This window comes from Elusimicrobiota bacterium (assembly GCA_041658405.1).
Classification (GTDB): domain Bacteria; phylum Elusimicrobiota; class UBA5214; order JBBAAG01; family JBBAAG01; genus JBBAAG01.
On record JBBAAG010000009.1, the window covers coordinates 32063 to 57955 of the forward strand.

The 25893-nt window shown below is 40.8% G+C and carries 22 protein-coding genes; 3 read left to right on the top strand and 19 right to left on the bottom strand.

Annotated features, from left to right (window positions below; all coding sequences use genetic code 11):
* Positions 1-15 precede the first annotated feature (15 nt).
* The 18 genes from tpiA to argB all read right to left on the bottom strand — a co-directional run bounded on the left by tpiA (position 16) and on the right by argB (position 20733).
* The gene (gene tpiA, locus WC955_03200) at positions 16-771 is read right to left on the bottom strand and encodes a triose-phosphate isomerase (GenBank protein MFA5858053.1); all 756 of its coding nucleotides are present in this window, start codon (positions 769-771) and stop codon (positions 16-18) included.
* A gap of 243 nt (positions 772-1014) precedes the next feature.
* On the bottom strand, positions 1015-2112 hold the full coding sequence (locus WC955_03205; GenBank protein ID MFA5858054.1) for a hypothetical protein: 1098 nt from the start codon (positions 2110-2112) through the stop codon (positions 1015-1017).
* 19 nt (positions 2113-2131) lie between these two features.
* Complete coding sequence (locus WC955_03210; protein ID MFA5858055.1) at positions 2132-3409, bottom strand: secretin N-terminal domain-containing protein; 1278 nt, start codon at positions 3407-3409, stop codon at positions 2132-2134.
* 13 nt (positions 3410-3422) lie between these two features.
* Complete coding sequence (locus tag WC955_03215) at positions 3423-4397, bottom strand: hypothetical protein (protein MFA5858056.1); 975 nt, start codon at positions 4395-4397, stop codon at positions 3423-3425.
* Between the two features lie 12 nt (positions 4398-4409).
* Entirely contained in the window at positions 4410-4973 is a 564-nt protein-coding gene (locus tag WC955_03220; GenBank protein ID MFA5858057.1) for a hypothetical protein, read from the bottom strand.
* Between the two features lie 3 nt (positions 4974-4976).
* A complete protein-coding gene (gene pilM, locus WC955_03225; protein ID MFA5858058.1) occupies positions 4977-5966 on the bottom strand; it encodes a type IV pilus assembly protein PilM in 990 nt (329 codons plus the stop codon).
* A 7-nt stretch (positions 5967-5973) separates the two neighbouring features.
* Complete coding sequence (locus WC955_03230; GenBank protein ID MFA5858059.1) at positions 5974-7398, bottom strand: pilus assembly PilX N-terminal domain-containing protein; 1425 nt, start codon at positions 7396-7398, stop codon at positions 5974-5976.
* Positions 7399-7412: 14 nt separating this feature from the next.
* A complete protein-coding gene (locus WC955_03235) occupies positions 7413-7904 on the bottom strand; it encodes a prepilin-type N-terminal cleavage/methylation domain-containing protein (GenBank protein ID MFA5858060.1) in 492 nt (163 codons plus the stop codon).
* A gap of 9 nt (positions 7905-7913) precedes the next feature.
* Positions 7914-8318, bottom strand: coding sequence for a prepilin-type N-terminal cleavage/methylation domain-containing protein (locus WC955_03240; protein ID MFA5858061.1), 405 nt, complete (start codon positions 8316-8318; stop codon positions 7914-7916).
* Positions 8319-8333: 15 nt separating this feature from the next.
* Positions 8334-8750: a prepilin-type N-terminal cleavage/methylation domain-containing protein gene (locus WC955_03245; protein ID MFA5858062.1), complete on the bottom strand. Its 417-nt coding sequence runs from the start codon at positions 8748-8750 to the stop codon at positions 8334-8336.
* Positions 8751-8813: 63 nt separating this feature from the next.
* On the bottom strand, positions 8814-10055 hold the full coding sequence (locus WC955_03250) for a type II secretion system F family protein (protein MFA5858063.1): 1242 nt from the start codon (positions 10053-10055) through the stop codon (positions 8814-8816).
* A 3-nt stretch (positions 10056-10058) separates the two neighbouring features.
* Complete coding sequence (locus WC955_03255; protein MFA5858064.1) at positions 10059-11135, bottom strand: type IV pilus twitching motility protein PilT; 1077 nt, start codon at positions 11133-11135, stop codon at positions 10059-10061.
* 6 nt (positions 11136-11141) lie between these two features.
* Positions 11142-12863: an ATPase, T2SS/T4P/T4SS family gene (locus WC955_03260; GenBank protein ID MFA5858065.1), complete on the bottom strand. Its 1722-nt coding sequence runs from the start codon at positions 12861-12863 to the stop codon at positions 11142-11144.
* Between the two features lie 18 nt (positions 12864-12881).
* Positions 12882-14873, bottom strand: coding sequence for a hypothetical protein (locus WC955_03265; GenBank protein MFA5858066.1), 1992 nt, complete (start codon positions 14871-14873; stop codon positions 12882-12884).
* On the bottom strand, positions 14870-17008 hold the full coding sequence (locus WC955_03270) for a HEAT repeat domain-containing protein (GenBank protein ID MFA5858067.1): 2139 nt from the start codon (positions 17006-17008) through the stop codon (positions 14870-14872). Before WC955_03270 ends, WC955_03265 begins: the two co-directional genes overlap by 4 nt.
* 126 nt (positions 17009-17134) lie before the next feature.
* Positions 17135-18754, bottom strand: a complete 1620-nt coding sequence (locus tag WC955_03275; protein ID MFA5858068.1) for an SUMF1/EgtB/PvdO family nonheme iron enzyme — start codon at positions 18752-18754, stop codon at positions 17135-17137.
* Between the two features lie 19 nt (positions 18755-18773).
* A complete protein-coding gene (locus tag WC955_03280) occupies positions 18774-19970 on the bottom strand; it encodes an aspartate aminotransferase family protein (GenBank protein ID MFA5858069.1) in 1197 nt (398 codons plus the stop codon).
* Between the two features lie 13 nt (positions 19971-19983).
* Positions 19984-20733 carry an acetylglutamate kinase gene (gene argB / locus WC955_03285; protein ID MFA5858070.1) on the bottom strand — a complete coding sequence of 250 codons (750 nt, stop codon included), beginning with the start codon at positions 20731-20733 and terminating at the stop codon, positions 19984-19986.
* A 153-nt stretch (positions 20734-20886) separates the two neighbouring features.
* On the opposite strand from argB, the gene WC955_03290 reads away from it, so the two are divergent.
* Together WC955_03290 and WC955_03295 are read left to right on the top strand one after the other, a co-directional pair.
* Positions 20887-22059, top strand: coding sequence for a CsgG/HfaB family protein (locus WC955_03290; GenBank protein ID MFA5858071.1), 1173 nt, complete (start codon positions 20887-20889; stop codon positions 22057-22059).
* A gap of 11 nt (positions 22060-22070) precedes the next feature.
* Positions 22071-23192 (top strand): CsgG/HfaB family protein, encoded by a 1122-nt coding sequence (locus tag WC955_03295; protein MFA5858072.1) that lies wholly within the window; start codon positions 22071-22073, stop codon positions 23190-23192.
* 38 nt (positions 23193-23230) lie between these two features.
* On the opposite strand, the gene WC955_03300 is transcribed toward WC955_03295, so the two are convergent.
* Entirely contained in the window at positions 23231-23809 is a 579-nt protein-coding gene (locus WC955_03300; GenBank protein MFA5858073.1) for a flavodoxin domain-containing protein, read from the bottom strand.
* A gap of 236 nt (positions 23810-24045) precedes the next feature.
* Here WC955_03300 and WC955_03305 point away from each other — a divergent pair, with 236 nt between their 5' ends.
* On the top strand, positions 24046-25887 hold the full coding sequence (locus tag WC955_03305) for a proton-conducting transporter membrane subunit (GenBank protein ID MFA5858074.1): 1842 nt from the start codon (positions 24046-24048) through the stop codon (positions 25885-25887).
* Positions 25888-25893 lie beyond the last annotated feature (6 nt).

Consider the following 25893-nt stretch of genomic DNA (forward strand, 5'->3'; position numbering starts at 1 on the left):
TTTCCAAAAAAAATACTATATTTTAAACTTCACGATTTGCGCAAACGAATCCGCTTTCAAACTCGCTCCTCCGACAAGGCCGCCGTCAATATTCGCTTGTGACATAAGATCACCAATATTTTCAGGTTTCACTGACCCGCCGTAGAGTATACGCATACTTTCAGCAGTATTTTTGTCATAAAGTTTTTCAAGTACACCGCGGATAAATTTATGAACTTCCTCAGCTTGTGCAGGCGTTGCGGTTTTCCCAGTCCCGATCGCCCAGACAGGTTCATACGCTATTACAAGCTTCCTTGCATCTTCCGCAGATAATCCCGCAAGCCCGCCTGCTGTATGTGATTCCACAACGTTGAAAGTATTACCTTTCTCGCGTTCCGCCAATGTTTCACCGACACACATTATAGGTATCAATCCCGAAGCAAGCGCAGCCTTAACCTTTTTATTTACAGTTTCATTAGTTTCACCAAAATACTGCCGCCGTTCAGAATGACCTATAAGCGTGTGGGTACACCCTACATCCTTTATCATCTGAGGTGACACTTGACCGGTAAACGCACCTTCTTTTTCCCAGTAAACATCCTGTGCGCCGATCATAACATTACTTCCCTTGGTGACCTTTACGGCTTCCACTAACGACGTATAGACCGGGCAGATAACGATCTCGGCATCTTTAACATCCGCAACTTTTGCTTTAAAATCATTGAGCATAGCTGCTGCTTCACTCACTGTTTTGTACATCTTCCAATTTCCGGCAATTAACGGTTTACGCATATTTTTCCCTTTCTACAACACTCCTATCCCTGCCTTTATACTATAAAGAACCAAAATAATACCTATGTATCGACAACACAACACATCCCGTTTAACACAACAACTACGGGCATGATCCAATAACAATTGCAGGCCCCTGGGCATATTTTACCCAATTCATACATTTTTAAGGACCAATATACTTATATTATAAATAAAAATACAAGTAAAAGACAATAAGATAAACAAAAGAAGGAGGAGACGCTAATCCTTTATTTCGACACTGCTTATACCCATTATGACCTCAACTTCGGCCAACATACACCTTGCATCAACCATAGTTTTATCCAACCCCAGTGTTATTGACAAATTTTCCCTGGCTTTACGGTAATCACCCCGTTCCATATCCCTAACTGCTGTTCTATAATACTTCTCTGCGCGGTTTTTATTAGTTTTGTCCATGGCATGATAGTTTGCAAGATCTATGTATAAAGAAACGCTAGGGACACGGGACTGGAGTTTACGAAAAATCTTAGTTGCTACGACAATATCATCTTCGAGATAATACTTCACAGCTTTTTCGAACTCTGCTTTATCACCGTCATCTTCAATACTTTCGTCGATAAACCTCTTCAACTGCGAATTGATTTCCTTATAAACATCCTCTGCTTCCTGATGCTCCGGATTGATCACTAACGCGCGTTTTGCTTCGTATAACGCTTCCAATAAATTTCCCCGGGAAAGAAACGCTAATGCGCGTTTACAAAACTCATCCGGCAGTACCATCAATACTTCTTCCCGTTTCTTCTGTATCTCATCTATTTTCAACTTTAACCCTTCGACATCACTATTTTGCGGGCACGCGCTCATACACGCTTCCAGTAACTGGTTAGCTTTTTCATAATCCCGGTTTCTATACGCCTTTTTTGCATCCTTAAAATCTTCCAGTGCTCGTCCACTGAGCTTACTATCCCGTTTAACAAACTCTTTCCTCGTTTTTTCATATAACTCCGCTAACTTCGCATTCTTCCAAGCTTGTAACGGTAATTTTTTCATATCGTAATTATATCCGAGCCCGGAATTAAGCATACTTCTCAACACCACCTGAGCAGCATCTCTCTTTCCACTGTCTACAAACATCATAGCTTTTAAAAAATACGCTTTGATTTTCAGTTCCATCCCAACCGCCGGTGAAGAAATGATTTTATCAAGCTCACGCAACCCTTCTTCCGATTTACTCTTAGCAATAAACTCCACTGCCTGTTTAAGTGTTTGATCACCGGGTTCCGCGTGAATGTTTATACCCGAAAAAACAGTAACTATGAATGATATAAAAACAATAAAATACTTTACTTTGTTCATGAACACTACTCTCACCTTATTACTGCTCAACTATGTTGGCAGTAATAAATATTGTTAATTCCGTCCGCCCGGTTTCCTTACTATATTTTTGAAAAAGATACCCGATATACGGAATATCGCCCAGCAACGGCACTTTATACTGAGTCTTTGACTCTGTCACTCGTATCAATCCGCCGATAACCGCGGTCTCACGGTTCTTCAGCATAAACGTTGTTGCTACCTTGCTGGTATTAATGATTGGCACATTTCCCAGTGACTCGCCGGTACGAAAACTTTGTTCAGGTGTAACATTCAATACTATTGTACCATCCCGGTTTATCTGCGGTTTCACACGCAACTTTATTCCTATTTCCTTAAACTGCGTGGAAACCATTGTTTTCCCGTCTTCAGTCTGAGTTTTTTCTTCATAGGGCACTTCATCCACAATATGTATCGTCGCTTCTTCGTTGTTTAAAACCAGCAGTTTCGGGTTACTCAACACATTCGCCCCGCCATTCATCTTCATCGCTTCGATCAACGCATCAACGTTGTATCCATCCTGTATAATATTGAACTTAAACTTCGCGCTTGCGGACAACCCCGGTGTAAATGTCTGCTGATAAGTCCCATCCGGAGTGATAGCAGCAGGCAGGAGGTCGTAGTTCTGCCCTAACCCGCTCAAAATCTTCCTCCGTTCAAACTCCAACGGATTCTGCACAAAAGTACCCATGCGGTAAAGATTGGAAATATCAATACCCCATTTCATTGCAGTATCGGTTTTTACATCAACAATTTTTGCTTCCAGCAACACCTGCATAGTCGGGATATCAACCATTTTTAATAACGCGCCTATCTTATCAATATTATCCGACATATCGTTAACGATAAGACAGTTTGTCCGCTCATCCGCGCTCATAGTTCCTCCGCGGGTAAGTTTTGGCGTTAATACAGCAACCAAATCCTTTGCCGATGCGTAATTCAGGAAAAAGGTTTGTGATACCGTTGTTACAGTTCCCTCCGCCTTACTTTTAATAATATAAATATCTGTGCTAGGCTGTTTAACATAATACAAATCATAAATATCAAGCAGCGCGTCAAGCGCCTCGTCTATAGTGACATTCTTTAGGTTAATAATAACTTCTTTTCTTGAAAGCTGCGCATCGGTAATAAACTTTCGGTTACCTTTTGCACTTAATACATCAAGCACAGTTCCGAGCATTACTGATGAATTAAACCCCAGCGTAATTTTTTCTTCAGCCGCATAACTCATAGGTAAGCACATCATTATCCCTAATAATACAGCTAACGCTTTTTTCACGGTTAGTTTCTCCTTATTTAAGTTCTATCTCAAACACTTCTCCATCCCACTCACACAATATTGCCTTATCAAGTATTTTATGAATCTTCACACCCTTAACCATATCGCCTTCTTTTAATGTTACATCATTCACTACAGCCAATGGTTTCACGGGATCCCAGATAATACCCTGTAACGACAAACTAGGCTTCTGCGGGCTTGATTTCTGCTGTTGCTTCCTTTGCTGTGACGCAACCGCATAAATTGTATTAGCAAAATACAGCGGATCTTTAACCGCATAAAATTTTTGTACCTGCTCACTTTGTCTTTTTACAATAGTATCTTTTGTTTTACTAATAACTTCCCGTAAAGTATTAACATTACTCAAATCAACGCTATTCACTACATCGGCGTTTGCAGCAGCATTCGTTGACAACATTATTGTAAACGCATTCAGTACAACACCATGCTTTTTATTTTCTTTCCCGCTTTCAATAACCAACCTGTTTATACCCCAGAAATACTGGTTTTTTTCAAGTAAACTTATGAAATCACCTATCTGCTGATAATTAGCGTCGAACGCCAACTCCCATGTTTTTATATCAGGATTCACCTGATTTATTGGATTATTCGGGTCAACCATTACATCAGGCACCAGCGGGTTGATCCTGTTCAACTTAATCCCTGCCTGTTTGCAGAGAACACCCATTTCCTTTAAAAACACAGACTCTATCTTTTCATCCGGAATAAGGTAACTCCTGAACTTATCAACAATACGCTGAATTTCACCTTGTTCATTTTTAATTGATTCAGAATCTTGTTCCAGATATAATGATTTATAAATCTGTAGATCACTATCCTTAACCTTGATTTTTCTCTGCAGGTCATCAAGTTTTTTCCCTGCAGGGTTAAGAATTATTATTACAACTAACAGTATTACAACAAGGTATGACCCGGCAATAATCCCTATAGTTTTCAACCACTTTATTTGGAACTGATTAAAATTCATACCATACCGCCATTATTCTCCAAGTGGCACCGATATCCTGAACAATTTAGCATTATCTTTCAACACAATTTCTTCCTGCGATTCAAGCTTAACCCCGGGTTTGAAATACTTACTTTTTTCTAATGAATCCATATACTGTTTAACCTGGCTCAACTCTTCACCATCCTTTGAACTTACCGCAACTTCTAACAACATATTCTTACTCTGTTTTTCAAACGAAATTTTTAATATACACATTTTTTGAGGAAGCAATAACCCGAGTTCCTGTATTCTGCCCGCCAGAACAATCCGTTCGTTCAAAACTTTTTCCACGTTTTGCAGCTGCTGCGCCTGTTTTGACCAGGTGGAAATAAGCTCCCCGATATTAAGATTACTTTCGTAATCCTTAATCTTGGTTTCAATCACATTCCTTTTCTTTTCACACGCAACCAGCTGGATATTTAATGATATAAACTGGTATATCACCACAAGCAAAATCGATACACCTACCGCCATCACAATCTGTGTATACCAAAACAACTGTTTTTTTACATCCGGCGACATTATCTCGTCACGGATAAGATTTATGTTATACATACATTACTTTTCCCGCAGCGCCAGCCCGAATGCTATGCTTATGAATGACGCTAATTCTCTATTCCACTTACCTTCCAGCCTGAGCAACGATTGCCAGCGGTTAACCCTCATATGCAACGCTTCTGAAAGCAGCATATCCAAACCTTCCATATTAGCAGTCCCGCCGGTCATAAGGATTTTGTCTACACTTTTAACAATTTTCTGTGTTGTACAATACTCTATAGCCCGGTAAACAGCTTCTACCAGGTCAGCGGTACTGTTTTTCAAAACACTCCTCATATCCAACGCGTTTTTACTCCATAAAGGCGGCTGTTCCTTTATACTTTCCGCTTTCTCATAAGTAATCTTTAACTGTTTCTGTACCTCAGCCGTAATATTTTTACCGCCAAAATTAGTATTTTTTGAGAATCCCAGGTTACCCCGGTCCAATACAATAATATTCGTCTGGCTATGCCCGACGTTCAGTAGTAACACTGACTGTTTTTTACATTCCGGCGCAACGGCAAACAAACTGTTTGCCAACGCCAAATTATCCACGTCTACAATTGCCAGGTTCAAATTCGCAGCCTTAACAATTTCTTTCTGCCTTTCAACCAACTGTTTTGGTGCACCGATGAACAACACTTCAATTTTTTTACCATCCGGCTTTCCTAACACCTGGCAGTCTATTTTCATAGTATCCAACGGCACAAAAGTTACCTGTGCAGCTTCAAGCTTAACCGCTTCTACCACCTCGTTATCCGGCAATGCGGGAATAAGAAATTTACGGACAAGTACTTGTCCGCCGCCAATGGAGACTGCTACATCTTTTGTAACAAACCTGTCGGACTTCAACATTTTCTTAATTGCATTAATAATCACATTATCGAGTTTTTCGGGTTCAAGATTAACCGGGAGCTCATACATAACAGCCGCAAGGATGCGATACTCATCCCCAACTTTTTGCGCCTGGCACATCTTTATGTACCTCGATCCAATGTCAATACCTATCATACAATAATTAAATCCTTTTCATCGGTTCTTCCCACCACACAAACGGTTTTACTTCAAAATACCGCGGGAAATACGGTGGTTGCCTATTAAGCACACGTTTGTCATACACAAAATTTTTTTTGTACCCAGTCTTTAAATCTGACGCGTACGACGATGCATACGCCTGGCCGACACAACTTCTTACACCCTGTATCAACCCTCCTAAGATATCTATTTCACCCTTAATCCCGACATATCCTGCTGTAGGATTAGTCGGCGGTTTAAACTTTGTATCCCACCCATCAGCCCAAAAACTTTTGTAAGTCATCATTATCGCTTGAATAGCCACCTGATTTTCCGATACCGGAACATTTACAATAATATCATTACTCGCAACTAAACCCAGCATTCCTTCGCTACTCAACGTGTTTGTATCAACATTAATACTACCGGTAACAAACATTTTACCATTAGCCGCTGAAGAACCGGAAGACACTATTGTCAAATACCTCTGAAGTTTCGTCACTTCTCCAGAAATGTTTTTATTACTCTTTATCGTAACATTACCGGTTACAAACACTAACGCCGCGCTAGTACTAGCCTCTGATGGTATAGGCCATGACGCACCGTTATGCGTTAAGTAAGTATTATACAAAACAATATTCTGATCCCCAACAAGAACCAGCCCACTTTTTGTCTGCGCAACACTTTTTAACCGTGCCAGGTTCCAGTCTTTAAACATATTTATACGGTCAACTTTTGGGTATAAACCCGATGGCAGATTAAGCGGATCACCGGTCCCGCCATCTGTCCTGCTTTGTTTACAATTAAAATAAAATATATCCGATGACGTGGACACCTCATACCGTCCAGTCAACAAGTTCTTACTGAACTGCGGCTGCCCGCAGATACTTAATTCGTCATTAGAATGTACCGGCCCGCTAAAAATATCCGCTGTAGTTGTCCAAATTCTATCCTTCCAGTTATTTCCCAGATGTGTCGCCCCGCCGGGATACTCCATATCACTAAAAAACGCGAACCTCGCAAAATTAACAATTTTTATCCTGGCTTTAATAACTTTAATAACATTACCCACCGAACCGGATGAGGTTACCACATACAGTTTTTCCACTTTCCCTGAATTCCCGCTGTCGGGCACAATTGACACGCTATACTTTCCTTGTGCCGCAGCCGGGATGGGTTCGAATATAACCTCGCCGTTAAAAGGATTAATTTCACCCGCAACCTTCTGATCCTGAGACAAACACTGTAACCACGACTTAGCGCGTTCAAACCCTGCTTCCGCAACGTATAAAGCACGGTAACGCTGAACTTCATCCTGCACAAATATTCGTTCATTACTGGACATATAAAGAAACGCCAATCCCGTAAGTGAAAGTATCACATTAAATATTATTACCAGAATTAATACTACGCCTTTGTTATTTTTCACAAAACCATACATACCTACGTAAATTTATTCCTAAACTGAACCACAAAACTTGTGTTTAAACTCACCGCACCGCCGCTGCTCATATCTGTTACCTTCCTCTGTGTGAAATTAACCTGAGCGCAATCAGACCCCGGCATGAGTACAAACTGCAACGTTACCACGTCTTGCAGCAAGATCAGCGTACTTCCCGTAGCTACTGAATATAACTCAATATTTGTACCGTTTTGCCTGATAGTTTCGGTATCACCGTATATTGTCCATACCCGTATCGCACTTGCGGGAGTACCCACATATACCGACGTTGCTTTTCGTAACTCACGTTCAATCATCAACCTACAGTACCGCGAGTCAGCATCCTGGTTAATAGTTCCTCTCCCTTTTTGCCAAGAAAGCTGTGTCTGTATCAATATCATACCGATACTAAAAACAATAAATGAACTGATAACTATTGTTATCAGCAATTCTATCAACGTAAACCCTGACTCGCGCGCGTATACTTTATTCATCTACCCTCGTCAAAACTTAGCTTTTAATGTGTTCAAACTAACACTTTTTGTTATACTACCATTAGCGGTCCAGGTCACTGTCACCGACAAAACCCTATACTCATCATTTTCCGTCCCTATCTTAACCCGTGAACTAAACTGCCGGCTGAAAGTAACGCCATAACTACTATGCGTAGTATTACTTGAAACAGGAATACCTGTATAATCTAACGACCGCATATACTCCAGGTGATCTTTTGCTAACTGCAACGCATATGTTGTATGCTTCCCTGCAGCGGTATCCTTATGCCCAAACGAAAAAAATGATAACCCAAACAATAGGCTTATTGCAAGTATCACTACCGATACCATTACCTCAATTAAAGAAAACCCACCCGTTGTTTTTGACGTATACACAACCCCCTGTTTTTTCAAGTACAACTATTATTCTTACAACCCAGCAGTAGTTGTTACCGGCGCAGCTATCGGTGTTGCGGTCATAGTCACAGCGATTCCAGCTGCATCGCCTGTACCGGCTGTTGTTGCGGTGAATGAAGCGTTATCCCCGGTCAACCCGTTTACTGTTATTGTAAACGACGTAAAATACTTATTACCCCTTGCATCAACGCCAAGTGCAGCACTATTACTTGTTGCCGGTTGTGCCAAATACCTGTTAGCTTCCGTAAAATACGCTTTCTGTGCTGAAAGTATTGCCCCAAGCAACGCGTTACCTTCCGCAGCCATTGCACGGCGGGTATAATTACGGTAACTCGGCACCGCGATAACCGCAAGGATGCCTATAATAACCAGCACCACTACCAACTCAATCAACGTAAACCCTTTTGAATTCTTCTTCAAGTTCATCATAACAATTCCTCCTATAAAAACAAATTTTTCTGCCAGAATGTACCATACTTTTTAGCGTTTTTCTTACATTCCGCTCCCTCCTCCAGTTGCCATCGCAACTTTGAATATTGGTAAATACAACGCTATCACCACGAGCCCCACGAGAAAACCCAGCATAATAATCAGGATCGGTTCTATTATAGAACTCATCCCGGCTACAATAGCATCAATTTCGCTATCATAATAATCCGCTATAACATCAATCATTTCATCCAGCTGCCCTGTTTTTTCACCTACGGCCACCATACGGGTTGCCATCTTAGGGAAAATAGGTAATTGCCCCATAATACTTGCGAGGCTTGAACCTTCCACTATACCTTTGCGAATATTATCAATATTTTGTTCCAACGGCAAATTATTAACTACGCGCGACGCTAAATCCAGTGCCATCACCACATCCACACCGCTACGCAATAATGTTGCTAATGTCTGAAAAAAACGGGTAAGCAACGATTTTGTTATGATATCCCCTGCAATAGGTAACTTAAGTTTAATACTATCGATAACAAATTTTCCCGGTTTTGTACTATTAATCATTCTATACCCGACGATTATCAATACGATAAATATTATCACCAGCCAAAAATTCTTTATCAAAAACTCGCTGGTACCCATCACAATCTGTGTTGGTAACGGCAATTCCGCCCCTACCGACGCGAAAAGTGATTTAAACTGCGGGACTATGAATAACACAATACCCAGCAATACAACCACAAAAAAACCGGTTATAAACAAGGGATACGCACTGGCAGCCTGAATTTTGCGTTTGAGCTTCATAGAATTTTCTAAATGCAACGCCAGGTCTTTCAGTATTTTTCCCAGCTGCCCGCTTTCCTCACCCGCAGCGATTATTGATATAAAAACCTTATCAAACACCTTGGGATGTTTCTTCAAAGACGCAGAAAAGGTTAATCCTCCACGGATATCATTCGCTATATTTTTCAATATACTCCTAAGTTTTGCGCTTACCGTCATATCTGCGAGGTCATCCAATGCTTCAATAATAGTAACCCCGGCGTTAATCATTGTTGCCATCTGCCTACAAAAAATTGTAATATCCTGCTGTTTCACACCGCCGTGTGATACAGCTTCTTTTGCAGTTTTCGCACGCGACTTCGCGCTTTCACCTTTTGCTTCGTTCACAACGATTTGCGTAAACCCCTGGTTTTGCAGAGCGTTAACGACGTCCTGCGAAACCACCGCGTACTTAACACCTTCCACATTCGCACCGGCCGTGTCTTTAGCTTTGTACGTAAACTTTGGCATACCTTATTTTCTTCCTAACATTTTCATAAGTTCATTTGGCCTCGTAGTTTTCCCTAATGCTATATCCTGATCAATTTTTCTTTCCATTATCAGCCTATATAATGTTTGGTTCATAGTACTCATCCCTATCTGAGTACCCAACTGTATCTGAGAATACATATGCTCAACCTTATTTTCGCGGATAATATTCTGTATTGCCGGAGTGGCAATCATAACCTCCGTCGCTAATACCCTTCCCATATTTTCATCTAATGAAGGCAGTAGCATCTGGTTTATCACCCCGGCCAGAGTAAACGATAACTGTTTTATCACCTGTACCTGCTGTTCCGCTGAAAAAACGTCTACTATCCTAGTGATTGACTCACTCGCATCGCCGGTATGCAGTGTCGCTAATACCAGATGCCCGGTTTCCGCTACGGTCAATGCTGATGCTATAGTTTCGAGGTCACGCATTTCGCCGATCAATACTACATCCGGATCTTCACGCAATACATACCTTAACGCTGACGAAAAACTTATTGCATCAGACCCGATCTCACGTTGATGCACCAAACTATTAATATTATGATGCACGTATTCTATCGGATCTTCAAGCGAGATAATATGGCATTTACGGTTCTTATTAATAAAATTAATCATCGCCGCCAGTGTTGTGCTTTTTCCCGAACCAGTCGGGCCGGCTACTATCACCAACCCGTTTGAAGTATTACAAAAATTAGTCAACGGCCCTATTGGCAGAGATAATTCCTTAAATGTAGGAATTTCAAGTTTAAGCCTGCGGATCGCAGCTGTAATGGTTCCGCGTTGCTGGTATATATTTGCGCGAAACCGCCCGAGGTTTTTAAACCCAAACGCAAAATCCAACGATTTTGTTCCTCTGAACTCCGAGATTTGCGATTCTGTCATCAGGCTAAATAATAACCGTTCACAATCTTCTTGCTCCATTACAGGGAACCCGGTTTGTTTTATCACTCCGTTAATCCGCATATACGGGCTAGTCCCAACACCGATATGTAAATCCGACGCGTCGACTTCGAGCATAAAATTACACATTGTTTCTAATAATACATTATGTTCCATAAAAAACTACTCAAGCTCCTTTATCGACGTTACCCGTAACACTTCCTCGATTGTAGTAATCCCCTGCGCAAGCTTCATAATAGCCATGTCACGCAGTGAACGTAACCCTTCTTTCCGTGCCTGTTCTTCAATTTCTATATCATTGACTCCGGTTACAATCATTTTCTTTATTGGCAAGGTAATCCGCAACATTTCATAAATCGCGATTCTTCCCTGATATCCCGTACCGTTACAGTTATTACACCCTTTCCCATGATAGAACATTATAGTCCCAAGCTTATGTTCCCCAAGGCTTTGTTGAATATTCTCGGGTACATCTTCCTCTATCTTACAATTCTTACATATCCTGCGGACAAGCCGTTGCGCGATAATTAAATCCATCGCATCTGCGATGAGATACGGTTCGATCCCCATGTACTTCAACCTACTCAACGTACTAACCGAATCATTGGTATGCAGGGTAGAAAGCACTAAATGGCCGGTAAGCGCGGCTTGTATTGCGATCTCCGCGGTTTCTTTATCACGTATTTCACCGATCATAATAACATCAGGGTCCTGTCTTAGTATTGAACGCAATACAGCTGCAAATGTAAGCCCGATATCCGACCGTACGCGTACCTGGTTGATACGTTTCATCTCGTATTCAATTGGATCTTCAACAGTAATAATATTACGTTCCGGCTCATTAATACGATTTATCCCGGCATATAACGACGTAGTTTTCCCGCTACCGGTTGGGCCTACGACTAAGATCATCCCATGCGGTTTAGCTAAAACACCGGTATAAATCCCCATTTCTTTTTCAGTAAACCCGAGATCAGTCAGTTGCAATGACACGCTTGATTTATCAAGGATACGCATCACAACTTTTTCACCGTAATTTGTCGGTAATGTAGATACGCGCACGTCAATACCTTTATTACCTATCTTAACTTTACACTTACCATCCTGAGGCAACCGGCGTTCCGCAATATCAAGTGATGCCATAATTTTTATACGCGAAATTATTGCGGAGAAAAACTTTTTTGGCGGCGGGGCAATATTGTAAAGCTTACCATCAAGCCTCAACCTCAATATCATTTCATTTTCCTGTGGTTCAATATGTATATCACTAGCTTTTTTGCGGATTGCTTCAAGCATAAGCGAGTTCACGTATTTAACTACCGGCGCATCTTCCGCGTTATACTCTTTACCGTCATCCAGTGAGTCATCCTTAATATCCTCTTCACCGCTGCTAACTTCCACAGTACCAGCCTGTTCTTCTAACCCACTGAGGCCGGTATAGCCGGTGTAATACTTAGCAATTGATTCTTTAATATCCTTTTCAGTTGCCAGAACTACTGATACTTTGCAGTTGGTAAACACTTCAATCTCATCAATCGCCATAAAATTACCGGGGTTTGACATTGCAACAGTAAGGTTGTTATTGTGTTTTACAATAGGCAGCATCAAGAACTTACCCACCATTTTTTCAGGGACACTCTTTAACAACTCCTCATCAATTTTTACATCCGGCAGTTTTATATAGGTAGTTCCGTACTGTTCCGCAAGAGCGTTGTAATAATCTTCTTCCTTAATATACCCTAACCGTATTAAGACCAAACCAATATCTTCCTTAGTTTTCTGTGCTTCACCCTGTGCGTAAGTAATATGGTCCGGGGTAAGCAATCCCCATTCTAACAAAATATCTGTAATACTCTTCTTTTTACGCATCGGTTCTAACGGCATACAATAACATCCTCTCTGCTACTTAATTGACGCCCGACGTATCTGCGGTTCCATTAACTCTGTCTTAATTGTTGACGGATAATACACGGTTTCGCTTAACAATAACAACGCGAACGCAGTCCCTAGGGACGGTTTTGTTGCACTACTATCTGTGTATCCCCAGTTATCCACCCAGTAACCGTACCCTCCGCCGCCGGTGGGTTGCTGCATCTTTAAAATAAAATTTGAAAAAACATCTTCCCATACAACCGCTGTTCCACCCGATTGCGAGACAGAATTACCCGTAGCGCCTGTACGCAGAATACCGTTATTAATCCCGCCTTTAACATAGTTATGCAACCTTAACGATTTCATTATGCCATACATATTGTATAGCCCTCCGCAATACGCGGGATTACTCGTGCATGTTGTTGACGGCCTAAAAGAATTCGCATAAGTATCAATCCTGGGATTGTCCCACCACCGGCCAAGAAAATTTATTGCGCCCTCAACGCGGCTGCAACTATTAGCCGGTGCGGTTTTATTAAGGGTACAGTCCCGTGCAATACTGTTACACCATGAAGTGTTACAAGCGCAAGCAACCACTGTGGTAGTGTCAAGTGATATATAAAAAAGTGTCTGTAACAATGCAGAAGTACCTGTTATCCAATAATCCTCTTCATCAATCAGCGTAGATGGTATTGCTAAATGCGCAACGGTTGAGTACGATGTCACTGGCGTGTTATGACGAAAATAATAAAACCCGCCGCCGTCATAATTCGGTGTTCCGCCACCCTGCCATTGTAATGATCTAATGACAGATTGTGTACCATAACCACCCTGCATCAACCTATTTTTTACCCATACCGGCGCCTCTATACCCCAAATATCTTCAATTGCTGATAATCCCAACACAATCCACTGTGTAGCTGAGAGGTCCGGCTCATCCTGTGGATCATTTGCGAGATATCTCCACCCGGTTGGGGTACTTACATCTATCTCCGCCCAAGCTGCCCAATCCACAGCGTCTGATAAAACATGCGAAAAATACATCAATGTATTAGAAGAACCAACATGAACCTGCGAACTTACCCTGATAGGATTATACGCAGCGCCAAGGGTAAGCATACAGATACCGTGTTCATAAGTATGATGGCATGCCTTATTAGAAAACCTTACCATCTTGCCATTACTGTTGATATCCGATCCATACCCCGCACCTGAGGAAAAAGATTGAGAATTCAGGATAACAGCATTTTTTAGAAGATAATTAATTCCTTTATTTACACACTCAACGAAAATATCCTTAACCCCCCCGGGATCATAAACCGAATGCCCGTGTACCAAAAACGCAGCAAGGCAGAGTGCTGTATCCGCCATTGGATGAGTTGGAGTTTCAGGTGCATTAGCATAAAAATACTTTCCTGACCAATTCCCGGCACTACCCTGATACAAGTACAGCCATAATAACCCACGCCCTTTAGCAATACTTTCCACGATTAACCGTCTTGCTTTTGCAGGGTCAGGATAATCATTTGCAACGGTTATATAAGTCGGATTCACTGCCTTAACCCTTACTGTCATACTATCTACTATACCCAACGTTGAGGCATTCCTTATCTCCAGAGTAGCCGTATAATATGTTATGGGTTCACTACCAACGGTTGAGTACTGATGAGAATCAGACCTTAAATATTTATAACTTGCGGCAAGAGGATTTGCACTATCAAAAGCCGGGATTACGACCCATCCCTTAGAAGTACCGTCACCATAAACCCATCTATACTGATAATTTGCGTATGTCCCGCCGTACGACGGCCTTGGTACAATCCTGCCCCATAAAACAATTTCATCCCATTTTGACTTCCCACCCCAACTCGTTAAATCATACCCGCTGTTCGACGCAATAACATACGCGTACTGGTCAGCCACAACGTACAGGTCCTCACCGTATAAACATGGCGTTACCATGCTGAATAACGCTGATACCAAAAGCAATATTATAGTATTACAATTGCCTATCTTCTTCATAACCCCTCTAACGACTTCCTCGCATGACGCAACTGCATGACCTCAACAAAATATGTCGTGAATAACGGCTCCTGCGCAACTTTCCATGAACCATCTTTGTTTTGTTCAGTCAACAATTTTTTAGTTACCTCGTCATACCAATAATGTTTAACACCATCACCATCAATAACAACCTCTTTTTTTGCCAGATCAAACGCGCGGGCAAGTGCTACTACATAATATTCATAATGATTGGGGTTTGGGTCAAATGGATTTGCTTCCCAACCATAATTTTTTTGTATCCACTCCAACGCTTTTTCCGGAAGAACAGTATCCGCTATTGATCCGGTTACCAACAAATTAATTAATCCATCGGCTGTAGCTGATCCATAAGAATCCCGGCGAAAATCTTTTGTATACCCAAACCCGCCATCGGTGTTTTGTACTGACTTAAGATAATTTACCGCTTTTATCCATGCTTCATCCGTCTTCGGATATCCCCAATAGTCATATCCCGCGTTTAAACCAGCCAACGCAAACCGTGTGGCGGTCATATCAGACCGTGAACCTTTATAGTACCCAAACCCGCCGTCTGTGTTTTGTATACTCTTCAACCACTCAACTGAATCCTTGATAATTCCCTTATACTTAGAATTACCTGTTTTCGCTAAAACTTCAATTGCAAGCCCAGTGGTGAATGCCAACTTTTTATCTTTCCCTTCCTGCGAAGTTTCCAACAAAAACGTACCGTCATCTTTTCTGTTGTTCAGTATAAACTTCACAGCCTTATTTAAAACCGGCGTTTCCTCTGTATATCCATGGTTTAAGAAACACAACGCCGCAAGTTCTGTGGTACCCAAGACATAGATTGAAGGAAAACTTCCATCCTCTTTTTGTACGGACTCCAAAAACTTTAACGCTTTTTCTAAACTATACACCCGCGCTTCTTCATAAACATCAGGCGATTCTATAGAAAACCTCACTGCGGTTTCATTCAACAAATCCTTTTGTGCAGCAGTATCCTCTTCTCCCAATGCCGTAGCTGCTGCGCTGCGTAACCAAAAATCCTCGTGTGTAAGAAACTTCTTTAGTTCCGCTAAATCCTTCTTTTCAGAGAGCAACTCACCCAACCCTTTAATCGCATACCACCGGGTAAGCACTTCTTTTGTATTATCCTCTGCGATAATGCGTAACCGCGGAATAATACTTTTCTTATCCCCAACCCTGATTACAGTCTTTATCGCCTGGTTAACAACAGAATTATTCTTATCTTCCAACAATTTTATTAACGCATCATCAACAGCAGCGGTACTTTTTGTTAGTCCATCTTGAAGAGTATCAACAGCCATTACCGCCTGTAACCTAACCTCGTCGTTATCATCTGTGAAAAGCGGAACGATCTCCGCTACAGCAGATACCATTTTTATTTCAGCTATTGCACTCAAAGCTGTACGGCGAACATTCCAAGAAGTGTCCTTCAACGCGGACATGTATAATTTAGCAATACTCCCTTTCACCTGTTCATCCACAGGCTTGATACGCCTTAACGTTTCCAGGCACCACCAGCGTAATCCCGGGTTATCATTAATAAATGCTTTCACTAAAACCGTAACTGCCTGATCTCCATATGCAGCGATATTATCCGCTGCAACTTCACGAACATCGTACGTTGCACTGTAATGATTGTAATACGGATCAGCCAGTGCTTTTATTAGTAACTCAAGACTTTTTTCATCCTTACTTTTTCCCAACATACGGCACGCATCAATTTTTTGTTTAGGCAACCCGTTTGCCAACAATTCCTCCGGCGTAGTCCCCATAGGTTTCCCAGCTTTTATTGCCTTAACTTTTTCATACTGTTCTTCTATATTCTTCGTGTTTTCTTTATCACCCAGGTTTTGGTATACACTGATTAACAACCCATAAGCTTCAATCCCCATAGGGTCATAATAATCAATTATCTCGTGAAGTTCACGTTTAGCTTCAATAAAACGGTTATTATTAACTGCATCTCTTGCTAATTGATAATGGAATAATGTTTCTTCTTGAGTTGGCTCGGAAGACATACCGGTTTGCGGATAAGTAAGAATAAAGACCGGGCATATTATACTGAATATAACAACGTGTTTATAGAAATTACCAATTTCGTTTACCAAAAACCCCTCCGTATTCAAGATGAAATATCCCTAAAGCAATACGACATGTGTTATAGTACCCAATACTATTATATAGAGTATAAATAAAATTATAAGTAAAGTAAACAAGAAAAAAAGTAGATTATATTACTTCTCTATTAAACTGCGCGCGCAACGGAACCCCACGAACTGCGACGCCTTCTTGGGTTCAAAATATCCGCGGTATGAACTATGCATAACATCCTGTAAATCATCCCACCCGCCGCCACGACAGATTTTGTACATCCCCTCTTTTGGCCCTACAGGGTTTTCCCTGGGTGATTGCGTATAATATTTTTCGTCATACCAATCCTCGCACCACTCCCACGCATTACCCGCCATATTATAACACCCGTAAACACTGCGCCCATCCTTATTTGCATTAACCGCGGTTGCCCATAGTGATGCGTTCACCGCGGTTTGCGCGCGATTAGCGTACCATAGATTACCCCAGGGAAACCGCCGCCCGGCAGTACCCCTCGCAGCTTTTTCCCATTCCGCTTCCGTAGGTAAACGTTTCCCCGCCCATTTAGCATACGCCCCTGCATCGTTCCAGGTTACCCCGAGCACAGGATGGCCAGGCTCACGGTTATTCTTATCCCATTTCCCTTCAGATTGATAATTCGTTGCATTAACAAACTCTGTGTACTCACGGTTGGTGACTTCATATTTATCAATATAATACGCGTTAAGATAAACCTCATGTTCCGGGCGTTCATTACCGTTTTGAGTATTTGATCCCATAATAAACTTCCCTGCGGGGATCAAGATCTCGGGGGTCTCCGGGTCAGAATCCGGAAGGAATCTGCGTGCACCAAAAAACCGTCCTTGATAATACTCATCATTAAGTTCACCGACGGTAATACCATTTTTTGTACTGGCATGAATAAAATTCCCATTCCCCGCATAAATACCGGTATGCGACGCGCCGGGACGGTAGGTTGTAAAATATACAGCATCCCCGGGCTTCAGTTCTTCTCTGGTTATAATAGTTCCATACGCGCACTGCGGACGGCAGTCACGCGGAATAATTATACCGTTCTGCCGATAAGTACTATAGGTAAATCCTGAACAATCAAACCCCTTACTAGAATTTGCACCCCATACATATGGTATTGCCATATACTTCTTCGCTGTAGTAACAATATTCGCACGGACTTCATCTTCTGTTAGTTCACGCCGGGTATTAACCACCGCCGCACTGGACGAAACATAACCGTAGGTATACCCGTTCTTCCCTACCGGAGCTAAAACCTTGAACCATCCCGTCTGCTCGGATTCAAACGGTAAAATCACACCCGCAGAAATGTTCTCAACAATTTTTGTTAATGTCTTGGTATCAACAAATATATCCGTCAGTGTATCGATAACCAACACCTGTCTTTTATTAATTTTTTGCAGATACTCATTAACTTTTTTGCCGGTATACACTGCCTCTTTTTCTACCCATCCGAGATAATCACCCTGGGAGTCCAAGGTTAGTTTCACCCAGCCAGGCTGTTCCTCTATTACCTTTACAGTATCCCCGTACATCGCCTGGGTTAAGATTTCAGCTTCCGCTGAAGGATCACGGTACAGCCATGCCAGCGGCACTGTTACAATTCCCGGGGTACTTTCATCAATACCGTTACCGTTTTTCATATCCGCCCCGCTGTTTCCTGGAAAGACCATGTTTCCCGCACTTGCGATAACTATCACCGCAGCACATGCTAACCATCCTTTTTTCATAACCCCTCTTTTAATAGAATTACTTTTTTAATACCGTATCTAACGCGGTATCCACAATTTTTACCGCCCGGTCAATATCAGTTTTTGTTATAAAATACGACGGTAAAAACCGTGCCACCGTATTATGCGTACAGTTTATCAATAACCCGTTTTTCTGGCACTGCTTAACAACATCTCCACCGGGTTCTTTAAGATCTATACCTATCATTAACCCGATCCCGCGTATCTCCTTAATCCCCTCGTATTTAAATTTCAGTGTATTAAGCTTATCCTTAAAATATTTTCCTAAAGCCACAACTTTAGACAATACCGATGGAGTGAGTTGTTTAACCACTTCCACTGCAGCTGCACTGATAATAGGATTCGCACCGAATGTTGACCCATGATCACCGTAGGACATATACTTTGCAACCTCCGGAACAACAACCGTTGCGCCAATAGGCAGCCCGTTTGCCAACCCTTTCGCAAAAGTTATGATATCCGGCTTAACTCCGTGATAATTTTGGTACCCGCAAAACTTACCGGTCCTCCCGAGCCCGCACTGTACCTCGTCGAATATCATCAGTATTTTATGTGATTTACAAAGTTTTACAAGCGCGGACATAAATTTAGGATCAGCGATGTGTACCCCGCCCTCACCCTGGACTGCTTCTATCATTACAGCCACGGTCTTTTTGTTAACCAACCGTTTTACTGACACGATATCGTTAAACTTTGCGTACTTAAACCCTGCAACCATTGGCCCAAAATTTTTCCGGAACTTTGCCTGCCCGGTAGCTGAAATTGTAGCAATTGTACGCCCGTGGAATGAATTCTCAAACGTAATAATCTCATACCTCTTTTTATTACCGGTACTCGCGCCGTACCGCCGTACCGCCTTGATTGCGCATTCATTAGCTTCCGCACCGGAATTTGAAAAAAACACGTACCCTTTTTTAACAGTATTATTTATCAACAATTCAGCAAGCGCAGTTGACGGTTTTGTGTAATACAAATTTGATGTATGCCCCAGGAGTTTAACCTGTTTTGTGATAGCGGCTATTACCCGGGGATTACAATGCCCGAGGATTGTTACGCTTATCCCCGCGAGAAAATCAAGATACTTTTTTCCGTTAATATCCCACACATACTGGCCTTTGCCTTTTGTCAGTACCAACTCATTACGTTTATATGTTTGCCAGATAAACGTTTTATCTTTTTCAATTAAATGTTTCATTTTGTTCTTTTCTCTACCTTATAACCCTTGTATTTTTTACATTGTTACCCCAGCAATTATTGGTGATAACAACTTCCCCCACGCCTTTTTTTATTGTCTCCACACATGACCTGATCTTGGGTATCATCCCGCCGGTAATTATGCCGGTGGATATCATTTTGTTAACATTCCCGGTACGTACTATAGGGACAACATTACCTTGAGCATCCAGTACACCGGGAACATCGGTAAGGAATACCAGCCTCCGCGCGTGTAACGCCACAGCGACTTCCGCAGCGAAAGTGTCAGCGTTAAGATTCAACGCGCTACACGTTTTTTTGTTAGTTGCGATCGGTGATATCACTGGAACAATGTTTTGTTTTATCAATACGTGTATCACTCCAGGATTGATTTTAACAGTTTTCCCAACGAACCCCAGTTTTTTTATAGGTTTTGCGTACACCATCCCGGCATCCCGGCCGGATAACCCTACCGCCGTGATACCGCAGGTGTTAAATTCAGCAACCAGTTGTTTATTAACCTTACCGGATAACACCATCTCCGCTGCAGATAAGGTTTCCTCATCGGTAAACCTCAATCCATTAACAAACTTGGTTTTAATCCCCAACCGGTCAAGCAACTGCGTTATTTCCTTACCCCCGCCGTGAATGATCACCACCGCGTGTGTACGAATAAGTTTTTTTGTGTACCCAAAAAACGCGTGTTTAAGCTTCACATCTTTTAATACGCTACCGCCGTATTTAATTACTACTAAATCTTTCATAAAAACATAGCTCCATGTTTCAAATAAATAATAAATGTGTTAAAATTATTATACTAGATTTCGATGGATAAACAAAAACTATAGAATAATTATTAACATACCTGTTTTATATATTGTTTACTATAATTACATTAATATGACAAGGCACAATAAATGAATAGAAATACGCTAATCATCTGCTTAAGTATAGTTGTTTTATGTTTTAATAATGCATATTCGGAAAATCAAAAATTAAACATCGCAGTTGCAGATTTCAACGCACGAAATGTCAGCGAGTTAGATTCAGCTGCAATATCGGATTTGGTACGGACAGAACTTGTACGCCTCGATTCATACAATGTTGTAGACCGTGGAAACATGGAAAAAATATTGGCGGAACAGAAGTTTCAATTACAAAACTGTACCGATCAAGAATGCATTATTAAAATGGGTAGATTACTTAACGTAGAAAAGATAGTTACCGGATATGTAATCAAAATAGAAGGTGTTTACCAAATTTCTATAAGTTTTGTTAATGTTGAGACTGGTAAAATAGAGCAATCCGAACGTATGCGATGTATAAATACCCGGGATTTCGCCAAACTGACAGAAAATTTGGTATTGAAACTAACTCGAAAAGACGAAGTGTCACAATCAAATATTTCTACTGGATTACAGATAACTGAAATTATTGACAAAGAAAAGATTATAGTGAATAAAGGAAAGTTTGATAATATGCGAGTTGGCGGCATTTATTTGGTTATCAACAACAAATCGCAAAAGAAGGGGTATATTAGAATTATAGAAACGGGGAACATTACTTCCACCGCTCTGATAATAGATGAGCGAGAAAGTAAAATATCAGCCGAAGACTTCTTGAAATATTCGTATTTTTACTATAGATGGGGACTTGGATTCAAGATATCCTTTCCTTCACAAGCAATGATTTGTTTAAATTATCGTGATGATATAAGACTAGGCTTTGAATTAAGTCTTGGTGAGAATGGTACAGATTTTTATACAAGTATTGAGGGAAGTGGACAAATGAGAGTGAATTGTATCAAATATATGATTCCAATCGTAATTAGGTACTATTCTTTTATTAACGACTTTTTAACTGCATATACCGGTGGCGGACTTTCCCTTGGTCGCTATGGGTATGGAAACGAAACAATATATAAAATAAAACCTGTTTTTTGCATGGGATTAGAATGGCTGCTTTATTCACAATTAAGTGCATGTATTGACTATAAACAATACGTTGGGATGGAAACATTTATGGACCACTCAACAGATATAGGATCTTTTAATATTGGCGTGAGTTATCATTTTATTTCAAAAATATGAGGTTTATTATAATGAATAAAATGCTGTCTTTTACACTATTTCTGCTTATTTTGATTATTCTGGAATCAAATATTTTTTCAGCAGATAAACCTAATATTGCTATTGCAGAATTCGCTGCCAGAAATGTTAGCGAAGTGGATGCTGTAGCGATATCAGACATTATACGTATTGAACTAGTTAGAATTAATCAATTTAATATTATAGAACGAAAAAACATGGAATCGATACTTAAAGAACAAATGTTCCAGTTACAGGGTTGCACTGATCAGGAATGTGCTGTTAAAATGGGTCGTATTTTAAACGCAAATTTAATGGTAATCGGAACAGTATTTAAAATTGAACAAATATATCATATAACCGCAGATATAATAAATGTTGAAACAGGGAAGATAGAACGTTCAGAAAGAGTGCAATGTAATAGACCTCAAGACATTTTCTCAGCTGCCGAAGCAATTGCTATTCTGCTCTCTGGAGGGAAACAAGCGAGGGAAAGAATAAATTCATTCCAAATACAGGTAAATGAAGTTATAGACAATAAGCGTGTTGTTATTAACAAAGGTTCAATAGATAACATTACAAAGAAATCCATCTACAAAGTATTTGACGAGGATTTTATAGAAACGGGGTATCTAAAAATAATTGAAACAAAACCAAATACGTCTATAGCCGAAGTTCTGAAATCAAAAAAACAAATTCAAACAGGATACCCTTTAAAATATAATTCTAAAGAGTATGGATATGGTATAGGAATGTATCTTACCACTTATGATCTTCTTATTAACTTAAATATTTATGACAAAAGAAGTCATAGTTTAGAAATCAATCTTGGCGCTGTACATGGAGAATCCCGCGAAATTGTCTATTCATATCCTTGTTTTGTAAAGTGGTATCTCACAGACTTTTATAACGATATCTCTGGATACTTAGGAATAGGATTATCAATGGTTGGCTTTTACTCAAGTGATAAGACCTTCGCTAGTATATCACCAGTGCTGAATACTGGAATTATCTTTTTTGCTAATAAACTTATTCATTTTTCCACGAATGCTATATATTTTATAAACACCAGTCGATTGGATGGACAATTATCTAGTTATTTATGGTTTAATTGTGGTATCAGTATTCATTACTGATCTATTCAAACCAGATTTTCATCAACCATTCTATATTCTTACTTTTTCAAAACTAACAACGACACTGTCCACGCTCTAATCTTATCCCAATCCCTGAAATCTCCGGTTTTTGTTATACCGATAAACGTTCCTGCCATCCATTTCATAAACCATCCCTTGGGATCCGGACCCTGTAGCTTGCCTGCAAACACTGTCTTATTTATGGTTGTAAGTTTACACGCAACCCTATCCGCATAAACAAGCGCTTCCTTCTGTTTTTTTTCCTTAGGCGACGCCATCTTTGCGCAGGCAGCGAATACCGCAACCTTTTTCCCGTTAAGCGCCGCACGGTTTTTATTTATAAACAACGGGATCTCCTTATGCGGCTGCCCGCCATAAATCCCGGAACCAATAATAACAAGTTCATACTTTGATAAATCCATAGCAGTATCCGCAGCAGGTATTGTGTCAACAACGCATGATTGTTTTTCAAGATACCCTTTCATATTCTGCCCGATCTCCGCAGTTGACCCTTTTGTTGAACCAGTAACAATCAATACGCTAATCATCTTTGCCTCCACACTAATACTTGCTTGTATCAAAAACATCAATAACACAGGCATCAACACTTTTTTCATTAGCCATCCTCCCGCTAAAAAACTATTGTTATTAATTTATTATATAAGATTTATTACACAGGCTTACCCATAATCTTGACAAAACCAGGCAGTTGTATTATTATTTTATAATAAGTATTTCATTTGGACGAACGTTCGTAGAAAGTATTGTTTAGTGTTACCGGTAGTAACCACCATTTCGATGATAACTCAGTGGTTCTCCATTTGGTTAATGAAAGAGTATATAAGTAAAGTATATGAACATTTTTGATATCACCCGCATTTTTCTGATAGACCCGTTATCCCTGTTTTTTGTTATTACTATACTGTTAATATCAATACTATCCGCAATATACTCCATTGGCTACCTCAAGGATTCATATTCCGCCAATAAAATTACGTTAAACTGGGTATTACTAACACTATTTACAGCATCCATGCTTTTTGTGGTGACAACCGGTAACGCCCTGCTTTTTTTATTCGCCTGGGAGATAATGTCATTAACCTCGTATTTTCTGGTAGTATTTGACAACGAGGAAGACAAAGCGGTTAAAGCTGGGATAATATATATCGTAATGGCGCATATCGGCACCGCGTTCATCACGGTAGCTTTTCTGTTGATGTACAAACACGCCGGTACGTTTGATTTTGAAGCACTAAAAACTGCATGCCGGACAATGCCCGGAACTACCAAAAACCTTGTCTTCATTCTATTATTCCTGGGATTCGGCACAAAAGCAGGGATTGTACCGTTACACATCTGGCTACCCTATGCACATCCCCAGGCGCCAAGCCATATCTCAAGCATCATGTCCGGTGTAATGATAAAAACCGCGATTTACGGAATGATACGTTTTATTATTTATATCCTTGGGATTAACTCCGCGTGGTGGGGACAGGTAGTACTGGTGATTGCCTCAATTTCCTGTATCGCCGGTGTTATGTACGCTTTGATGGAACACGACCTAAAAAAATTATTGGCATACTGCAGTGTTGAAAACATCGGTATAATCCTGCTGGGTATCGGCGCAGCAATGGTATTCATTTCTATCAACCAACCCATTTTGGCGGTACTCTCGATGACTGCCGGGTTATACCATCTCATCAACCACGCAATTTTTAAAAGTTTACTCTTCCTCTGTGCGGGTAGCGTATACAAAGCTACTACGGGGATACGTAATATGGAAGACCTTGGCGGGTTGATAAAGACCATGCCGTTAACCGCGCTCTCGTTTTTATTTGGAGCAATGGCGATCTCAGCATTACCCCCGTTAAACGGCTTCATCAGTGAATGGCTGACACTACAATCCCTCTTCTTTGGCGCGTTAAACGGTAACGGATACTACAGAATATTTTTTAGCGTAACTGCCGCAGTACTTGCGCTTACCAGCGGGTTAGCCGCAGCATGTTTTGTAAAAGCATTCGGGATAACCTTCCTGGCGATGCCCCGCAGTGACGCTGCGCGTAACGCCAAAGACCCCAGCCCGGTGATGACATCCGTAACAATCATTATGTCATTTTTAACCATCCTCTTTGGCCTGGCATCCGTACCGGTAATCAGATGGTTATCAGGAGTATCCTCAAACATTACAGGAATAAATATTAACGGTACAACTTTTGCATTGAACAACTTCACTATCTGCACGGACGCAACAAGCAGGGTATATATGTCCAGCACAATACTGGCATTAACACTAGTGGTAGCGATCGGGATAATCGCTGTCATTGTTTTCCGGAAAACAATGAATAATAAAATCGTTGAAACCAGAACCTGGGGCTGCGGGTATTACAACCTTGATGCACGGACGGAATACACCGCCACAGCGTTCTCAACACCTTTTAAAATAGCATTCAGTTTTTTACTTTTACCCCACAGCAAAACCGTGAAAACACGTATAGCGCCGTACTACATAAAATCCTTTAAGTACGAAACCACCACTGCGTCTGTGTTTAAACAATACATATACGATATAGCAATTAATATTATTTATACACTCGCAATGCGGGTCCGTAAAATCCAGCCGGGTAGTATACAGATATATCTTGGTTATATATTTATAACAATAATACTATTAATCATTTTTATGAACAGGTTTTAATCATTA